15 protein-coding genes are annotated in these 15,066 nt (G+C 52.4%); 1 reads left to right on the top strand and 14 read right to left on the bottom strand.

Features of this window, described 5'->3' with window-relative positions; genetic code table 11:
* Nucleotides 1-71: 71 nt before the first annotated feature.
* From SELR_RS16300 to SELR_RS16245, 14 genes are all read right to left on the bottom strand, one after another.
* A complete protein-coding gene (locus SELR_RS16300; protein ID WP_014431156.1) occupies nt 72-1,307 on the bottom strand; it encodes a phenylacetate--CoA ligase family protein in 1,236 nt (411 codons plus the stop codon).
* A gap of 22 nt (nt 1,308-1,329) precedes the next feature.
* Nucleotides 1,330-1,902: an indolepyruvate oxidoreductase subunit beta gene (locus tag SELR_RS16295; RefSeq protein WP_014431155.1), complete on the bottom strand. Its 573-nt coding sequence runs from the start codon at nt 1,900-1,902 to the stop codon at nt 1,330-1,332.
* Nucleotides 1,899-3,716 carry an indolepyruvate ferredoxin oxidoreductase subunit alpha gene (gene iorA, locus SELR_RS16290; RefSeq protein ID WP_014431154.1) on the bottom strand — a complete coding sequence of 606 codons (1,818 nt, stop codon included), beginning with the start codon at nt 3,714-3,716 and terminating at the stop codon, nt 1,899-1,901. The genes SELR_RS16295 and iorA overlap by 4 nt, the downstream gene beginning before the upstream one ends.
* A gap of 161 nt (nt 3,717-3,877) precedes the next feature.
* Complete coding sequence (locus SELR_RS19420; RefSeq protein ID WP_269453582.1) at nt 3,878-4,012, bottom strand: hypothetical protein; 135 nt, start codon at nt 4,010-4,012, stop codon at nt 3,878-3,880.
* Nucleotides 4,013-4,210: 198 nt separating this feature from the next.
* A complete protein-coding gene (locus SELR_RS16285; protein WP_014431153.1) occupies nt 4,211-5,344 on the bottom strand; it encodes an amino acid ABC transporter ATP-binding protein in 1,134 nt (377 codons plus the stop codon).
* The gene (locus SELR_RS16280) at nt 5,341-6,009 is read right to left on the bottom strand and encodes an ABC transporter permease subunit (RefSeq protein ID WP_014431152.1); all 669 of its coding nucleotides are present in this window, start codon (nt 6,007-6,009) and stop codon (nt 5,341-5,343) included. Before SELR_RS16280 ends, SELR_RS16285 begins: the two co-directional genes overlap by 4 nt.
* Before the next feature lie 9 nt (nt 6,010-6,018).
* Nucleotides 6,019-6,894 (bottom strand): transporter substrate-binding domain-containing protein, encoded by an 876-nt coding sequence (locus tag SELR_RS16275; RefSeq protein ID WP_014431151.1) that lies wholly within the window; start codon nt 6,892-6,894, stop codon nt 6,019-6,021.
* A 149-nt stretch (nt 6,895-7,043) separates the two neighbouring features.
* A complete protein-coding gene (locus SELR_RS16270) occupies nt 7,044-8,246 on the bottom strand; it encodes an MCP four helix bundle domain-containing protein (RefSeq protein WP_014431150.1) in 1,203 nt (400 codons plus the stop codon).
* 12 nt (nt 8,247-8,258) lie between these two features.
* Complete coding sequence (locus SELR_RS16265; RefSeq protein ID WP_014431149.1) at nt 8,259-9,188, bottom strand: sugar ABC transporter substrate-binding protein; 930 nt, start codon at nt 9,186-9,188, stop codon at nt 8,259-8,261.
* Nucleotides 9,189-9,448: 260 nt separating this feature from the next.
* Entirely contained in the window at nt 9,449-10,264 is an 816-nt protein-coding gene (locus SELR_RS16260; RefSeq protein ID WP_014431147.1) for a M15 family metallopeptidase, read from the bottom strand.
* A 278-nt stretch (nt 10,265-10,542) separates the two neighbouring features.
* Nucleotides 10,543-12,051: an NAD-dependent dihydropyrimidine dehydrogenase subunit PreA gene (preA, locus tag SELR_RS16255; RefSeq protein WP_014431145.1), complete on the bottom strand. Its 1,509-nt coding sequence runs from the start codon at nt 12,049-12,051 to the stop codon at nt 10,543-10,545.
* A gap of 111 nt (nt 12,052-12,162) precedes the next feature.
* Entirely contained in the window at nt 12,163-12,537 is a 375-nt protein-coding gene (locus SELR_RS16250; protein WP_041914931.1) for an STAS domain-containing protein, read from the bottom strand.
* 16 nt (nt 12,538-12,553) lie between these two features.
* Nucleotides 12,554-12,727, bottom strand: a complete 174-nt coding sequence (locus tag SELR_RS19075; RefSeq protein ID WP_014431143.1) for a hypothetical protein — start codon at nt 12,725-12,727, stop codon at nt 12,554-12,556.
* 3 nt (nt 12,728-12,730) lie between these two features.
* Complete coding sequence (locus SELR_RS16245; protein ID WP_014431142.1) at nt 12,731-13,462, bottom strand: L,D-transpeptidase family protein; 732 nt, start codon at nt 13,460-13,462, stop codon at nt 12,731-12,733.
* Between the two features lie 290 nt (nt 13,463-13,752).
* On the opposite strand from SELR_RS16245, the gene SELR_RS16240 reads away from it, so the two are divergent.
* Nucleotides 13,753-14,961, top strand: coding sequence for an IS110 family RNA-guided transposase (locus SELR_RS16240; protein WP_014424435.1), 1,209 nt, complete (start codon nt 13,753-13,755; stop codon nt 14,959-14,961).
* The last annotated feature ends 105 nt before the right edge of the window (nt 14,962-15,066 follow it).

Below are 15,066 nucleotides of genomic sequence, written 5' to 3'. Positions count from 1 at the left end.
TTATTTTCCTAAAAGAAAAAGACCCTGCTAAGCAAGGTCAGAAAAGGAATGATATTGGCGTTGTTCCTATTTTAGTCAAACCGCTCATCGATGACACGCTTGGTTTTCTTTTCGCTGCGCGGCAGCAGGCCGAGTTCTACCACTTTGACGATTGGCGTGAAGCCGATGCGGCTCTTGACCCTTTGCGCAACTCTTTCGGCCATCTGCTGGAAGTTCACCGAGCCATTCGTCTCGATATAGATGCGCATGGTATCCTTACCGTCGAGATGAGAGATGCGAATCTGATATTCGCTGGACAGCTCGGGGAAGGTCTGCAGGATTTCCTCAATCTGTTTCGGGAACACGTTGACACCTTTGATCTTGAACATGTCATCGCTGCGCCCCACCAGCGTATCGATACGTGGGAAACGGCTGCCACAGGGGCAATCCCCCGGCACGATGCGCGAGATGTCATGGGTGCGGAAGCGGATCAGCGGCGCGCCTTCCTTGACCAGCGTCGTGATGACGATCTCGCCGTATTCACCATCCGGCAGGTTCTCTCCCGTCTCGGGATCGATGATTTCCAGATAGATGAAATCATCCCAGTAATGCATGCCTGTATCACGGGAGCAGCTGATGCCGATGCCCGGCCCGTAGATTTCCGTCAAGCCGTAGATATCGTAAAGCTCGATGCCCAGTTCACTTGCGATGCGCTCGCGCATCTTCGCACTCCAACGCTCAGAACCGATGACACCCTTCTTCAGATGGATCTTGTCCCTAATGCCGCGCTTTTCAATTTCCTCCGCCAACAGCAAAGCATAGGAGGACGTCGCCGTGAGCACGGTGGTCTTCATATCCATCATGAACTGCAATTGCTTATCCGTATTACCCGGCCCCATGGGCACGACCATGGCGCCCAGTTTCTCGGCACCATTCTGGAAGCCAATGCCCGCTGTCCAAAGTCCGTAGCCCGGCGTGATCTGGATGCGGTCTTTATTCGTGATGCCGGCGAATTCATAGCAGCGCTTGAACATCTCGGCCCAGTCATCGACATCTTTGGCCGTATAGGGAATGATGACCGGTGTGCCCGTCGTGCCCGAGGAAGAATGGATGCGTACAACCTGACGCTCCGGCACGGCCATGAGTCCCAGGGGATAAGCATCGCGCAAATCCTGCTTTTCCGAGAAGGGCAGGTTCAGAAAGTCCTCCCGGGTCTCCACCTTTTCGATGCCGGCCTCGCGCAGGCGCTGGCCATAGAAGTTATTTGCATCCAGCAGGCGTTCCACCTGCCGGTTTACCATATTGAGCTGCTGTTCGTTGATCTGCATAGCTTCTCCTCCAATATCTATATCAGCGGGCAAAGGCCAGGGCCTTTTCATTGAGTTCATGGAATCTTGCGGGAACCCGTTCATGGATGGCGGCCAGGATATCCTGCTCAGAAAGCCCCAGTGCGCCGCTGCGCACCGCCGCACCCAGCAGAACCACGTTGAGCACTTTCATCGAGCCCAGTTCCCTTGCCGCGGCATCGCTGTCCACCACCGTCAGCCTGTCAACCTTATCGCGCAGGTAAGCCATAATGCTTTCCACCTCATAAGTCGCATCGCCAATCATGGCGCTGACGGGCAGGATGGGGCGGCTGCTGACGACGACACTGCCGCCTTCCTTTAAAAAGGGCATCTGCCGCACGGCCTCGGCCGGCTCAAAGGCAATGATGAGATCTGCCCGTTTTTTGCCAATCAGGGGCGAGCCCTCGCCGGCCCCCAGCCGCAGATGGCTGAACACACTGCCGCCGCGCTGGGCCATGCCGATGGTTTCCGCCGTCTTGACGGGAATTCCCTTTTTCATGGCCGCTGCCGCAATCAGCTTGGACGCGAGAATCGTCCCCTGACCGCCGACGCCGCAGAGAATGATGTCGGTACTCATAACTTCTCACCTCCCGCTATTGCTCCCACCGGGCAGATGCTCTCACAGAGCGTGCAGCCTGTGCAGAGTGTTTCATCGATAAAGGCCTTGCCCTCCTGCAGCACCAACGCAGGACATCCCAGGGACCGAATGCATTTCTGACAGCCGATACACTTTTCAGCCTCTACCTTGGAACGTGCCGCCGGCTTCGCCAGCACGACACAGGGGGACTTGAAGATGATGGCCTTGACGCCAGGCTCTGATGCCACACGCTTGACCGTTGCCACAGCCTCTGCATGATCCAGGGGATTTACGGTCTCCACCACCGAAAGGCCAATGGCTCGCAATACCTTCTCGATGCTCACGGCCTCCACCACCTCGCCGCGGATGGTCTTACCCGTACCCGGATGAGGCTGATGACCGGTCATGGCCGTCGTTGAATTGTCCAGCACCACCAAGGTCATATCCGCCTGATTGTAGAAGGCATTGACCGTTCCCGTGATGCCCGCCGCAAAGAAGGTCGAGTCCCCCACAAAAGCAAAGCATTTCGTCTGGGGATCCATGTGGTAGACGCCCTGGGCGATATTGATGCCGGCCCCCATGCACAGGCAGGTATCGCACATGTCAAGGGGTGCTGCATTGCCCAGGGTATAGCAGCCAATGTCACCGCAGTATATGGTCTTCTGTCCGCGCATGGCCTCCTTTACCGCCAGGAAGGAGGCGCGATGGGGACAGCCTGCACAGAGCACCGGCGGCCGCACAGGAAGCGGCGGTACCGCCTCGGCCTTCTCCTCCGGCCGGGACTGCCCCAGGAATGCATCGATGGCCTTTCCCACGGATTCCACCGTATTTTCACCGACTGTCTGGATATCGCCAGTAAGCTTGCCGCGGATTATGGTGGGCAGGTGATATTTGCCGCAGACCATCAGCAGGGCCCGCTCGATGACGGGATCAAGCTCCTCGATACAAAGGACTTCATCCAGCCCCTCCAGGAATTTGACCGCCAGTTCCTCCGGAAAGGGAAAGGGTGTCGCTATATGCAGCACCGGCAGGTGGTTATCCTGGGCCAGATTGTCGCGGGTGTACATGCTGCTGACCCCGTGGGATGCGATGCCCTTGCGCAGGCTCCCCTGCTGCCCTGCTCCCGACAGGATCTTATTGCGCGGATAGTCCGAAAACACCTTGCTGAGCTCTGCATTGCGCGCCTCGATAGCTGCATGGCTGCGCACCGAAAGTTTCGGGAAGATCACCCATTTCGAGGCGTCCTTGACAAATCCCTCCCGTTCCTTTTGCTCGTATTCTGCCTCATCCTTGACCTCAATGGCCTCATAGGCATGATCGATGCGCGTCGTCGGCCGCAGGAACACCGGCGTATGGTATTTTTCCGAGAAAGCAAAGGCCTCCTGCACCATCTCATAAGCCTCGGCCACCGTTGACGGGTCAAATACAGGCACCTTGGAAAACATGCCAAAGGTCCGCGTATCCTGCTCCGTCTGGGAGGAAATCGGCCCCGGATCATCGGCCACCACAATGACCATGCCACCCTTGACGCCTATATATTCCAGGCTCATCAAAGGATCGGCGGCCACGTTGAGCCCCACCTGCTTCATGGTCACCAGGGCACGGGCGCCGCTGTAGGCTGCCCCTGCAGCCACCTCCAGCCCGGCCTTTTCGTTGATTGACCATTCCACGTGGACATCTGCCGCCCCGCGTTTGGCAATGGTCTCAAGAATTTCTGTCGAGGGCGTTCCCGGATAACCTGCCGCCAGATTGACACCTGCCGCCAGCGCACCAAGAGCAATCGCCTCGTTGCCCATCAGGAATTCGCTATGCATAATTGTTTCTCTCCTAAAATTTTTCTCTCTATTCACATATTACAAACAATATTCCATATTGACTATAACATTGTAAAGTGAATCTGTCAAAAAAGAAGTGCCCCGCCAATGGATATGATGACATTTCCATTGGCGGGACACAGATAAAACTTCATGTATTTTCATTCCAGCACGGCCTGGAAAAACTTGATCTTTTCCTCAGTATTCAGAAAATGGGTAGGCTTGATCTGATCGGGAGCCGTCTTTTCCCGGAACCGCTGGACATCACGATAGAGCAGATGGCTTTCCGTGGCCAAATAGCTGACAGCCAGCCAAAGATTGCGTTAAGCGCAGCCTGGTCGTTATATTTCCGCTCCTGAGGAAGGCTCTCCCCTAAAAGGAAGGTAACCTTGCCCCGTACCATCGTGGAAAAGACCTCGCAGTAAGGCTTAAGATGCTCCATAGTGGCAGGGATAAGCCGTGAAGTCCCGCTTTTGCCTTCCCAAAATTTTCCTTCAATTTTTGCTCTTGCGGGGATTGAGCAGAAACCGCAGCTGGTTTTCCCCTTGATCATAAGTATAAGAACGCACCGAAACGATTTTTTGGAGTATGGCCGCCGAGGAAATACCTGCTTCATCCCCGCTGGCCTGCTCATCTTCCAGCGGATGATACTTCCTGCCACGATAGCAAAACGCCAACTCGATCTCCCGGCCAGCTTCCCTATAGAAGACCTCCAAATCCAGGCAAATTGGCTCATGCTCCCCATAACAGCCGGCCATAACAGAGTATATGGTTTCCTCACAGCAAAGCTGCAAACGGTATATCTCCCGGGCCGGGATGCCATATTTTTCCCCGAAAGTCCAGATGCCGCCCTGCATTTCCATCAGGTCAAAATCCCGCTCCCGCACTTCATAACGGAAGGATTTCTGCCGCTGGATGAAGGCGATGGTCTTGGTTTTTTGGGGATGCTCGAAGATCTCCTCCGGCGTGCCTGCCTCGTAGATGCCCCGGTCGGCAAAGAACAGCACCCGGTCGGCCACCTCCCGGGCAAAATTCATCTCATGGGTAACGATGAGCATGGTCAGACCCTGTCGGGCCAGCATGCGTATGACGGCCAGCACCTCCCCCACCATGGTAGGGTCAAGGGCGCTGGTGGGTTCATCAAAGAGCAGCAGCTTCGGTTCCATCATCAGGCTGCGACAGATGGCAATGCGCTGCTGCTGCCCGCCGGAAAGGACTTTGGGCGAAGCCTCTGCCTTGGAAAGGAGCCCCACCTGAGCTAAAAGTTCCCTGGCCCGGCCTTCCGCCTCCTGTCTGCTCATGCCCAAAAGTTTCATGGGCGCCAGACAGAGATTATCCATGACATTCAGATGAGAAAACAGAAAGAATTTCTGATAAACCATGCCCATCTGGCGGCGGATACCATCCACATCAGCCTGCGGCGCCGTGATTTCCTGTCCCGCAACGAAGATCCTGCCCTGATCCGGCACTTCCAATAGTTCCAGGGAGCGCAGAAACATGCTCTTGCCGCAGCCGGAAGCACCGATGATGGCAATGCATTCTCCTTCCTCCACGGTGAGATTGACATTTTCTAGTATCGAGAGGGTATCAAAAGATTTGCAAAGCCCCCTTACCTCCAACATGCTCATGAGCCGTCACCTCCCCGCTTCCTGTCCGTCAGTGCGAAGACTCCATAGACCAGATAGGCCATGCCTATGTAGATGAGCATGCCCACGGTCATCACCAGCATGGGCTGCATCGTCCGGGAGGCGATATTGCTCATAACCCGCGTAAGATCCGTGATGGTCACATAGCCCACCACACTGGTCCACTGAATGAGGTTCACCACCGTGGACTGATAGACAGGCTTGGCCAGATGTACCAGCTGGGGCAGGGTGACATAGAAGAAGGCCTGCCTACGGGAAAAGCCCAAGGTCCTGGCTGCTTCTATCTCCCCCTGGGACAGCGCCATCAATGAGCTCCTGAGCAGTTCTGCCACATGGGCCGCCGTGTGCAGGGAAAAAGCTGCCACGGCCACCGCCTGTGGACTGAAGCCGCTGCCCGCCAGCAGTCCATAGTAAAGGAGCATCAGCAAGATCAGCACCGGGGATCCGCGCAGCACTGCAATATAGGCTCTGGCCAAAACGCCGCCTGCCCCCCTTCTCATGCGTAGGAAGCAGACGGCGGCACCCAATATGGTTCCCAGAGCCAAAGAAAGCAGGGAAATCTGCACGGTGACCCCAATGCCCTCCAGGATGGTGCGCCAGGCATCCCCCTGGATAAAGACACGATATAAGGTCTCCTGCAATTCCATAACGACTCCTTACTTCTTCAGGGCAATGTGGACAATCGTATCCTTGTAATAAGGCACGGTAGTGGCCACGCCTTTTGGCTTGTCAAAGTCAGCAGGACGGATATTGAACTTGTCCTCTGGAACGACTGCCCAGAAAATCACATCTACGGTCTTGCCCGACAACGCCGCAGCTCTGGCGCCGCTGTTCACCTGCACGATTTCGATGTTTTTCTGCAGCCTCTTGCCAATCTCGGCCAGCACAGCCGTATTAAAGCCCGCCGGTTTGCCATTGGCCAGCACCAGATCGATGGGGGGCAGGTCACCGGTAACAGCTACCTTGAGGGTGGGACGGCCTCCGACCTTTTCGAGGGGCACTGCCGGCGGCTCTTCCCCGGCTTTCACATTCTTGATGTATTCCTGTGCCAGTTTATCCAAGGTTCCATCATCCTTCATGGCGTTAATGGCCTTGTTCATTTCCTCCAGCAATTCTTTGTCATCCTCACGCAGGGCAGCGCAGAAGCCGTCCTCCAGCTTCGCCTTCCCGAATTCCGTCTGGGAGAACTTGTCATTTCTGGCCATGAGGTAATCGGCCACGCACTGATAGGTGCTCATCTCATTGACGCTCTTGGATTCCAGACCCATCTGCATGGAGTTGAGATTATCATAATAAGTGATGTCAAAAACCATCTTAGCGGGGAAGCCTCCTCGCTGACTGGCTTCCTTCATCATTGCCGCCTGCTGCTGCTCGCTGATGTTCATATTCGTCAGCATTCCCAGCTTCACGGGTTTGTCATCGGAATTCTTCGCTGCATTTTCCGGCAGGCCGCAGCCAGCCAGCACTGCTCCCGCAAAAGCGCAACTCACAAGCACGCCCACCACTTTTTTCAGGTCCAGCTTCACATTCATGTTCATTACCTCCTCCAGCGAATAGGTCACTCCTATTCATGTCTCATATCATGCAAAAAGATTAGAAATCTGCATGTAGATTTATTCTACACAAGCCGCTTATTTCCTTTTTCCTGCCACGCAGCAAAATCTTTGCCCGCCTGAATCCGCTAAACCTGAAATCTTTCCACCTGCTGCTTGAGATTTTCTGCTCCCTGACGGGATTCGTTCACCTTGTCCAAAATCTCCTCGGCCATGGCTGCCACATCCGCCACCTTTTCGGCAATGGCCGTACTGTCCACGGCACCTTCGATGGTTGCTTTGGCAATATCGCCCATGGCCTGGTTCATCGTTTCCATAGAGGCCGCCAATTGGGGAGATAGCGCATTGCTGTTTTCCGTAATGGCCTGCGTGAGAATGTTGATCTGCTGCTGCACGTCAGCTGTGGCGGCCGCAGTTTTTTCCATATTCGCAACCATCAGTTCCATGACACAGGTCATATCCTGGATGCTATTGTCAAGCCTTTCCACCAGTTCCTGCACCTTTTCCGCCATCGCTACGTTTTCATCCGATTCACTCTGTACCTCACCCAATATCTGACGCAGGGAGGTCTGCATTTTTTGCAGGGCCTTCACCATGCTCCCCACCTCATCCCGGCGCTGGGCCAGCTTCGGGGAGATTTCCTGGGTTAGATTCCCATCTGCCACGGCGTTAAGCTGCCGTACGAATTCTTCCAAAGGCGTGGCGATATTGCCCGCAATCAGGATGGTGGTGCCAATGCCTGCAATCAGGCCGATCAGGATAATCCCCAGAAATATCTGGATGGTCCTGGTGTGAGCCGCATCATTTTCCTGAAAGAGGATCTTTCCCTGCAGCACATTATCCGGCGTAAGCTGAGAAAGCCGGGCGCCTATGGCATGGGCACCGGAAAGCTGCTTGAGCAGCTGGATCTTATCCTCCGGCGTATTCTGGAGCTTTTCACAGGCCTTTATCTGCTGGGCAAAATTGGACAGATCTTCTGTCAACAGTTCCAAATTTTCCTGGGCCCGTGGACTGCGGTCACTCTTCTTTATCTTGGCCACATTTTCCTGAATATTCACCACCCTGCTATTCATTTCATCCAAAAGCAGCTTCCGGTCCGCCGGATCGTAGTCCTGCAGGATCACATAATCGATATCCTCGCTCAGGTTCCTCAGCTGGATATTGGCATTGCTAAGGTACTGGGTGGTCATCAGATTGTGATGATACAGATCATCGATATGCTGCTTGGCCTGATGATTGGAATAGATGCCCACGATGGCCAAAAGACAGGTTATCACCAGCATGACAGCCGCCAGCAGCAGGATCTTCACTTTTACGCTAAGCTGATTCATTGCCTTTCCCCCTTACCTGAACTGGGCTGCGTTTTCCTGGGTGATTTCCGTAAAGGGAACTTTGATATCTTCTGTAGGAACCTTGCCCGATGCTGCTGCCTGCAGCAGTTTGCCAATCTCTTCGGCTGTCTTGTCCGCATCCTGTTTCACCGTCTGGGACATCTCCCCGGCAGCCACAGCCTTTACCGCAGGCTCCAGAGCATCCACGCCGGAAATCAGCACGCCCTTGTCCCGGCCCGCAGCCTTCAAGGCCCGCAAGGCCCCCAAAGCCATGCTGTCATTGCCGGCAATGACACCGTCAATCTGGGGAAAGACCTTCAGCCACATGGAAACGGCGCGGAAGGCGCCGGTTTCCAGCCAGCCGCAATCCTGCCGGATCAAAAGCTGCACATCCGGGCGCTTGTCCAGGCAGGCTTCCTTGAACCCCTCCCAGCGCAGTACAGCTGCGCTTATGCTGGCATCCCCCATCAGGTAGACAATCTTAGCCCCTGGGGGCAGATGTTTGGCCATGTATTCCCCCTGAAGGATTCCTGCCTGTTTCTCATCGGACATGACCTGGGCAAACTGCCCGCCATCCATATTCCGATTGGTGACAATGACGGGAATGCCCGCCTTATTGGCCCGCTCCACCACTGGGATAGCGGCCACACCGTTGACGGGCAAAAGCACGATGGCCGCCGCTCCCTCATCGATGGCTTCATTGACCTGATCCAGCTGCAGATTATAGTCCAGTCTGGCATTCAGATATTCCACCGTCAAGCCCATTCTTTGCCCCTGCTGTTTTACGCCTTCATAGAGACTGCCCATAAAATCTACGGGCACATCATGGGCGGCAAAATAGACCATCCTGCCGGAATTTTTCTGCGAAACACCACAGCCCGACAGATTAAAGGCCAACAGCACTGCGCAGGATACCGCTGCCATCCGTCCCCATAGTTTCATGCCAGATCCCCCCTCCAGGTCGAAATCCCAATATTTACTTGTTCGCCATCTAGCCGATAATTTCCTTTAGCTTCCTCATAAGCAGTAAGACAGATATTCGTCATCATCCATTGTCGATGACGTTATCGCCTTCTCTGTGGCTTTGACCATAACTTCTGCCGCCAGGGTTCCTGTCATATTGACATCTGCCGGCATACCCATGTTCCAGCATGAACTGTACCAAGCTGGCGGAATTTTTTGCCGCCTGCTTGGCAAATTCCTCAAAACCGAATGGGAAATGTGAAATAAGTGTCCGGATATGGCTCATCCTTCAAGGTAAAGTGCCACCATTCCGTATCCAACGGCTTGAAACCGTGACGGAGCATTGCTTCCCGCAGGATCATGCGGTTCTTGAACTGCACCTCATTGATTTTGCCGTCCTTAGGCTTTTTATTGCCCTCGTATTTGCCTGTGTACTTGCCGGTTTCCGGATCACCGCACCAATCGGGGTGGCTCTCGATGCCAAAATGGTCAAAGACGTTCCCCATATCCACATTCTTGCCTGTCTGCATGTCAAACAAGGTCAAATCCACTGTGGAGCCACGACTGTGGCCTGACTTGGCGGCAATATAGCCATCAGCAAAAAGTCTCGTCTTATCCACCTGGGGATAGAAATAATCCTTCATGCGCTTATCACCAAGATTTTCTGCCCAGGCCACGAAATTATCCACGGCCATCTGGGGCCGGTAGGCGTCATAAATCTTCAGCCGGTAGCCCTGCTTCATCACATCATCAGAAACCTCTTTGAGAGCTTTGGCCGCTTCCTTGGTCATAAAGACGCGAGGCGCCTGATATCCGGCAATGCGATTCCCCACAAAATTGTAAGTGGAATAATAGCGCGGCTCCAAAATAACATCCGGTACTGCCTCGGAAAGCTCCACAAAACCGGAACAATCCGCCGGATCAACATTGCCTGCCACTGCAGCAGCCACTGGCGCCGCATCTGCGCTCATGATTGAGTCAGTTGCGGCTAAAGATACAGTCAGGCTGGCTGCCATAAACAGCCCACAAATAAGTTTACCAAGATTCTTTCTCATAATCATGCCTTCCTTTCATTTTTTCATTTAAAAATCATCCTTAATATTGTAGGTGCAATCAACCATGGCTGATTACGCTCCTTTTGCGGCACTATTGACTGGTCGAAACACATAGAATAAATTTTCTCTACAGCAGGTGAATCATGATTGCTTCTCGAAATACTATACGCATCCTCGACACTCCCGCTTTTGATACCTATGCACTGAAAGGTGCCTCAAAGGAAGAAATTAAAAGTGTCGAGCAAGGGAAAAACTGACAAATTGATTATTCTCCGTTGCTAGTTGCCGTCACGGTAAATCCTTTTTCCCGCTGAGCGTATAGAATCCGTGGGGCAGACCAGCACGCAAAGATGGCATCCCACACATCTTTTAGGAGCAAGGACAGGGCGGCGGTTTTTATCCAGGTGGATGGCCTGATGGCCGCCATCCATACAGGAAATTTCGCACCGACCGCAACCAATGCAGGTCTGCCGGTGAAATTTGGGATACACGATGCTGTCCCGTTCCAGAACATCTGTGGTCTCACTGACGGAATCCAAAGCCAGCCCTACCACATCGCCTGCACGGCTAAAGCCCTTTTCATGCAGGTAGTAATTGAGCCCTGCTTTCAAATCCTCAATAATGCGATAGCCATACTGCATGACCGCTGTGGTCACCTGTATGGAACCGGCCCCCAGCATCATGAACTCCAGCGCATCACGCCAGGTTTCCACCCCACCCATGCCGCTGATGTGCATACCGGAGAGCTTCGGATTCTGCCCCAGCTCTGCTATAAAGCGCAGCGCTATGGGCTTTACGGCATTGCCGCTATATCCACCCACGGCAGATTGTCCCTTCACCGCAGGGCTGGTAACAAAGGTGTGCAGATTTACCGACATCAGACTCTTGATGGTATTGATGGCCGCCAAACCATCGGCACCACCGTTGCGGGCCGCTTCGGCGGCAGGCCCCATGGCAGCTACATTGGGTGTCAGTTTGGCCAGGAGGGGAATGCTGGCACCGCGCCTGGCAGCGGCGGTGAAACGCTCCACCAGCTCAGGTACCTGCCCAATATCCGAGCCCAGACCATCCTCCATCATATTGGGACAGGAGAAATTCAGTTCCAATGCATCCGCACCGTTTTCCTGGCAGAGCCGGGCTAGTTCCGCCCATTCCCTGTCATTCCTGCCCATAATGGAAGCCAGGATAAACTTTTGGGGATAGTCCTTTTTCAGCTGACGAAAGATTTCCATGTTTTCCGGCAAACTATGGTCAGAAAGCTGCTCGATGTTCTTGAAGCCCATAATGCTGCCATCCGCACTGTGAATGGCTGAAAATCTTGGGGAGGCTTCATGTATGTCAAAGGCACAGATGGTCTTGAAGGCCGCCCCTGCCCAGCCGGCCTCAAAGGCCCGGGCGCACATATCATAGGTGCTGGCCACTACCGAGGAAGACAGCAGGAAGGGATTTTCCAAGGGAATGCCGCAAATTTCCGTCTGCAATGCCCTTTCATGTTCCGGCACCTCAATATCGAGTTTCGGCTTCACCTCCTCCGTCAAAAAGCCCATCATTTTTCGAATCGGAACTTCTCCGCATTTCACACAAGCTGATTCACAGGGAGCCTGACAGGCAGCACAAATATTTTCCCTGGGCAGGCGGGCTGCTGCATACGCCTCATTAGCAAACCAAATGCTCCTAAGCTGCCGGGAAGGCTCCAAGCCTTTAGGGCAGGCCATATCACAGGGAGCATTGCCACAGAGGACACAATTTTGCATATACTTGCGTTTCGTTTTTTCTCCCCAATACATTTGAGCACCTCCTGTAAGCTCGGACCTAACTCATAGCAGAGTACAAATGAAAATTACGCAGACTTCCTCGTTAAAGCTCGTTTTGGGATAAGTATTGTTGTATTTCCTTTATCAGTTTATTGCCATCATAAGAAAATCTTTCTGCTGCAGGATTTCTTTTACTTTTGCATTGGCTCCGGAAAAAACTATGGGGCTGCTGCAGTTTTCCTGTATCGCCAGCATCAAGCGAATTCCTGCCGAAGATATATACTCCAAATGGGTACAATTTATTCTTACACCTTCAATACTTCCACCGTCTTTGACTTCCTCCCACACCCGCAGAAGCTGCGGTGCTGAGATGGTATCAAGCCTGCCACGCAGAGATAGGTGCAAGTCCAAGCCAACAAAATTCCGTTTGTGTTCCGTCATATAAATGGCCTTTGGCGTATAACCGCATGGCAGATCCACGCAGGTCTGATAGCCGGAATCCTCGATCAAGCAGCACATTGTAGAGAAACATGTATCATCTTTGAGGCTGGGCAATCAGCCAGGGTTGTTTGCGCTGTTTTGATGGCAACATGGAATGGTCAGGCAAAGGGATAATGCGGTCATCGTCAGGATTTTCTTTTGTCTTTGCAGACAGTAAAATAATTTTTTTGATAGCATGATATAATCCCCTATTCTTTATTTTTTGCATGCATCAAATGCCCCAAGCATCTGCTAAAGACGGGGCAATATTCTTGAGGGAATCGATCAGCACCACGCAGTCAGGACGCACTGTCTGCAGGACAAAGCGCATCTTATCCTGCGGAATGGCCACACAGCCGCCAGTGTAAGGCTTCATTGGCGCCATGCAGTGTAGGAAAATAGCCGAGCCCTTGCCAAGTGTGCCTGCCTCATTGTAGCTGATATTCAGACAATAGACATAATGCACCGTATAATCGGCAATATGTTCGCTGTCTTCTTTGTTAAGACCTGGGAACTTACGAATATCCACCATCTCGTTGTATTTCATGCCGGGACGCACATCCCCGGACCAATAGATATTTTCATCCACCTGGGTGTAAGGTATGATGCTGCCAGGATCCGGGGCAATACCAAAGGCCTTATTGAAATGGAAAACGCCCACCGGTGTCTTGGCATCGCCTTCCTTGGTCTTGCCCAAGCCCTTTTTGCCGATATAGCCCGGTGTGGTCATAACCTGCTGCCACTGGCCCTTACTATCCTTTTCGTGCAAGGATACCCAGGCCGTGGTTTCCCCCACACCTGCCACAATAAACAATTGGTCTGCATTTTTGGCGGCAGGGAGCAATTTTACCCAATCCGGAGACGCCTCGCTGGCCTCTAAATGTGCGGCAGATATACTTCCCAAAGATAACACCACCGTCAGGCAAAAGACAAGCATCGCAAACATTTTTCCTATTTTGTTCATCAATCGTTCCTCCTCCTACAATAGAACTATGGATTGGAAACGGATAGCTACCGTTCCTATCCACCTCGTTGTTTAAGCTGGTAAAATAGTGAGGTAATGGTTAGACGGGATTCCTCCTAGGACCTACATGTCCGTATACGAGTCTGTTTACCATCCTCTCATTCCCAGCTGTTCGATTTATGCAGGTTGGGCTATCTTTCCAGATGCGTCCGTGTCAACCCACAGGAGATTGAATCGGCAATGAGGAGTATGGTTCGCCATTGCAATTCTATCTTCAAGGAGCGATGTACATGAACGCAGTAGGGATTGATGTCTCGAAAGGCAGAAGCACAGTTGCCGTAGTAAAGCCTTTTGGTGAGACAGTAGCCAAACCTTTTGAGGTACGTCACACTAAAAGCGGCATGAACGACCTCGTGAATTATTTAAATACCTTAGACGGCGAATGCCGCGTTGTCTTGGAGCACACAGGCCGCTACTACGAACCAATGGTTCGCTGGCTTTCTGGTGCCGGCCTGTTTGTTAGTGCTGTGAACCCCAAGTTAATCAAGAACTTCGATAACAACTCCCTGCGCCGCGTCAAAACAGATAAAGCTGATGCAAAGAAGATTGCACGCTACGCCCTTGACAAATGGCCTGAGCTGCGTCAGTATACAGCTATGGATAAAATACGTACACAGCTCAAACTCATGAACCGCCAGATGAGCTTCTACCAGAAGCAGCAGACGGCATACAAAAACAATTTAATAGCCTTAGTTGATGAAACCTATCCGGGAGCCAATAAATTCTTCACCAGCCCCAAGCGGCCAGATGGCAGCGAAAAGTGGATAGACTTCATCGAAAAATTTTGGCATGTGGATTGTGTTTGCAATATCAGCCTGTCTTCCTTTACAGACAAGTACCAGAAGTGGTGCAAAAAGCACGGCTATAATTTCCAGCCTGACAAGCCAAAGGAAATACGTGATGCTTCGTTGGAACTGATTGCCATATTACCTAAAGATGATATGACGAAAATGTTTATCCATCAGGCTGTAGAACAGCTAAATGCCATTTCCAAGGCCGTAGAGGAACTTCGTCAACAAATGGATAGCCTAGCTTCCAAACTGCCGGAATATCCTGTTGTTATGTCCATGTTCGGCGTAGGAACGACTCTTGGCCCACAGCTCATTGCCGAGATTGGCGATGTGCATAAATTCACCAAGCGCAGTCAGCTTACAGCCTTTGCAGGTGTAGACCCTGGAGTTAATGAATCTGGTGACTATGCCCAAAAGAGCGTTCACACCACTAAACATGGGTCTCCATATCTGAGAAAAACGTTATACCTCATAATGGATGTCTTGATTAAGCTACAACCAGAAGACGACCCTGTATACAGATTCATGGTGAAAAAACGTGATGAGGGTAAGCCCTACTACGTTTACATGACAGCCGGAGCAAATAAGTTCCTGCGAATCTACTTTGGTAAAGTCAAGGAATACTTAAGCAGCTTACCTTTGGAATAATAACAATTTCAGAAAATTCTTTACAGGTTGACGCATTGCGGCAGCCTTTTTGTCGTGCCATAAAATCACTTCATAGAAATTTACTCCATTCCGAAATTTATGCTT

Source organism: Selenomonas ruminantium subsp. lactilytica TAM6421, from assembly GCF_000284095.1.
In the GTDB taxonomy this organism is placed as follows: domain Bacteria; phylum Bacillota; class Negativicutes; order Selenomonadales; family Selenomonadaceae; genus Selenomonas_A; species Selenomonas_A lactilytica.
The sequence above is the reverse complement of the archived record's forward strand: the minus strand, read 5'-3'. Positions and strand labels throughout refer to the sequence as shown.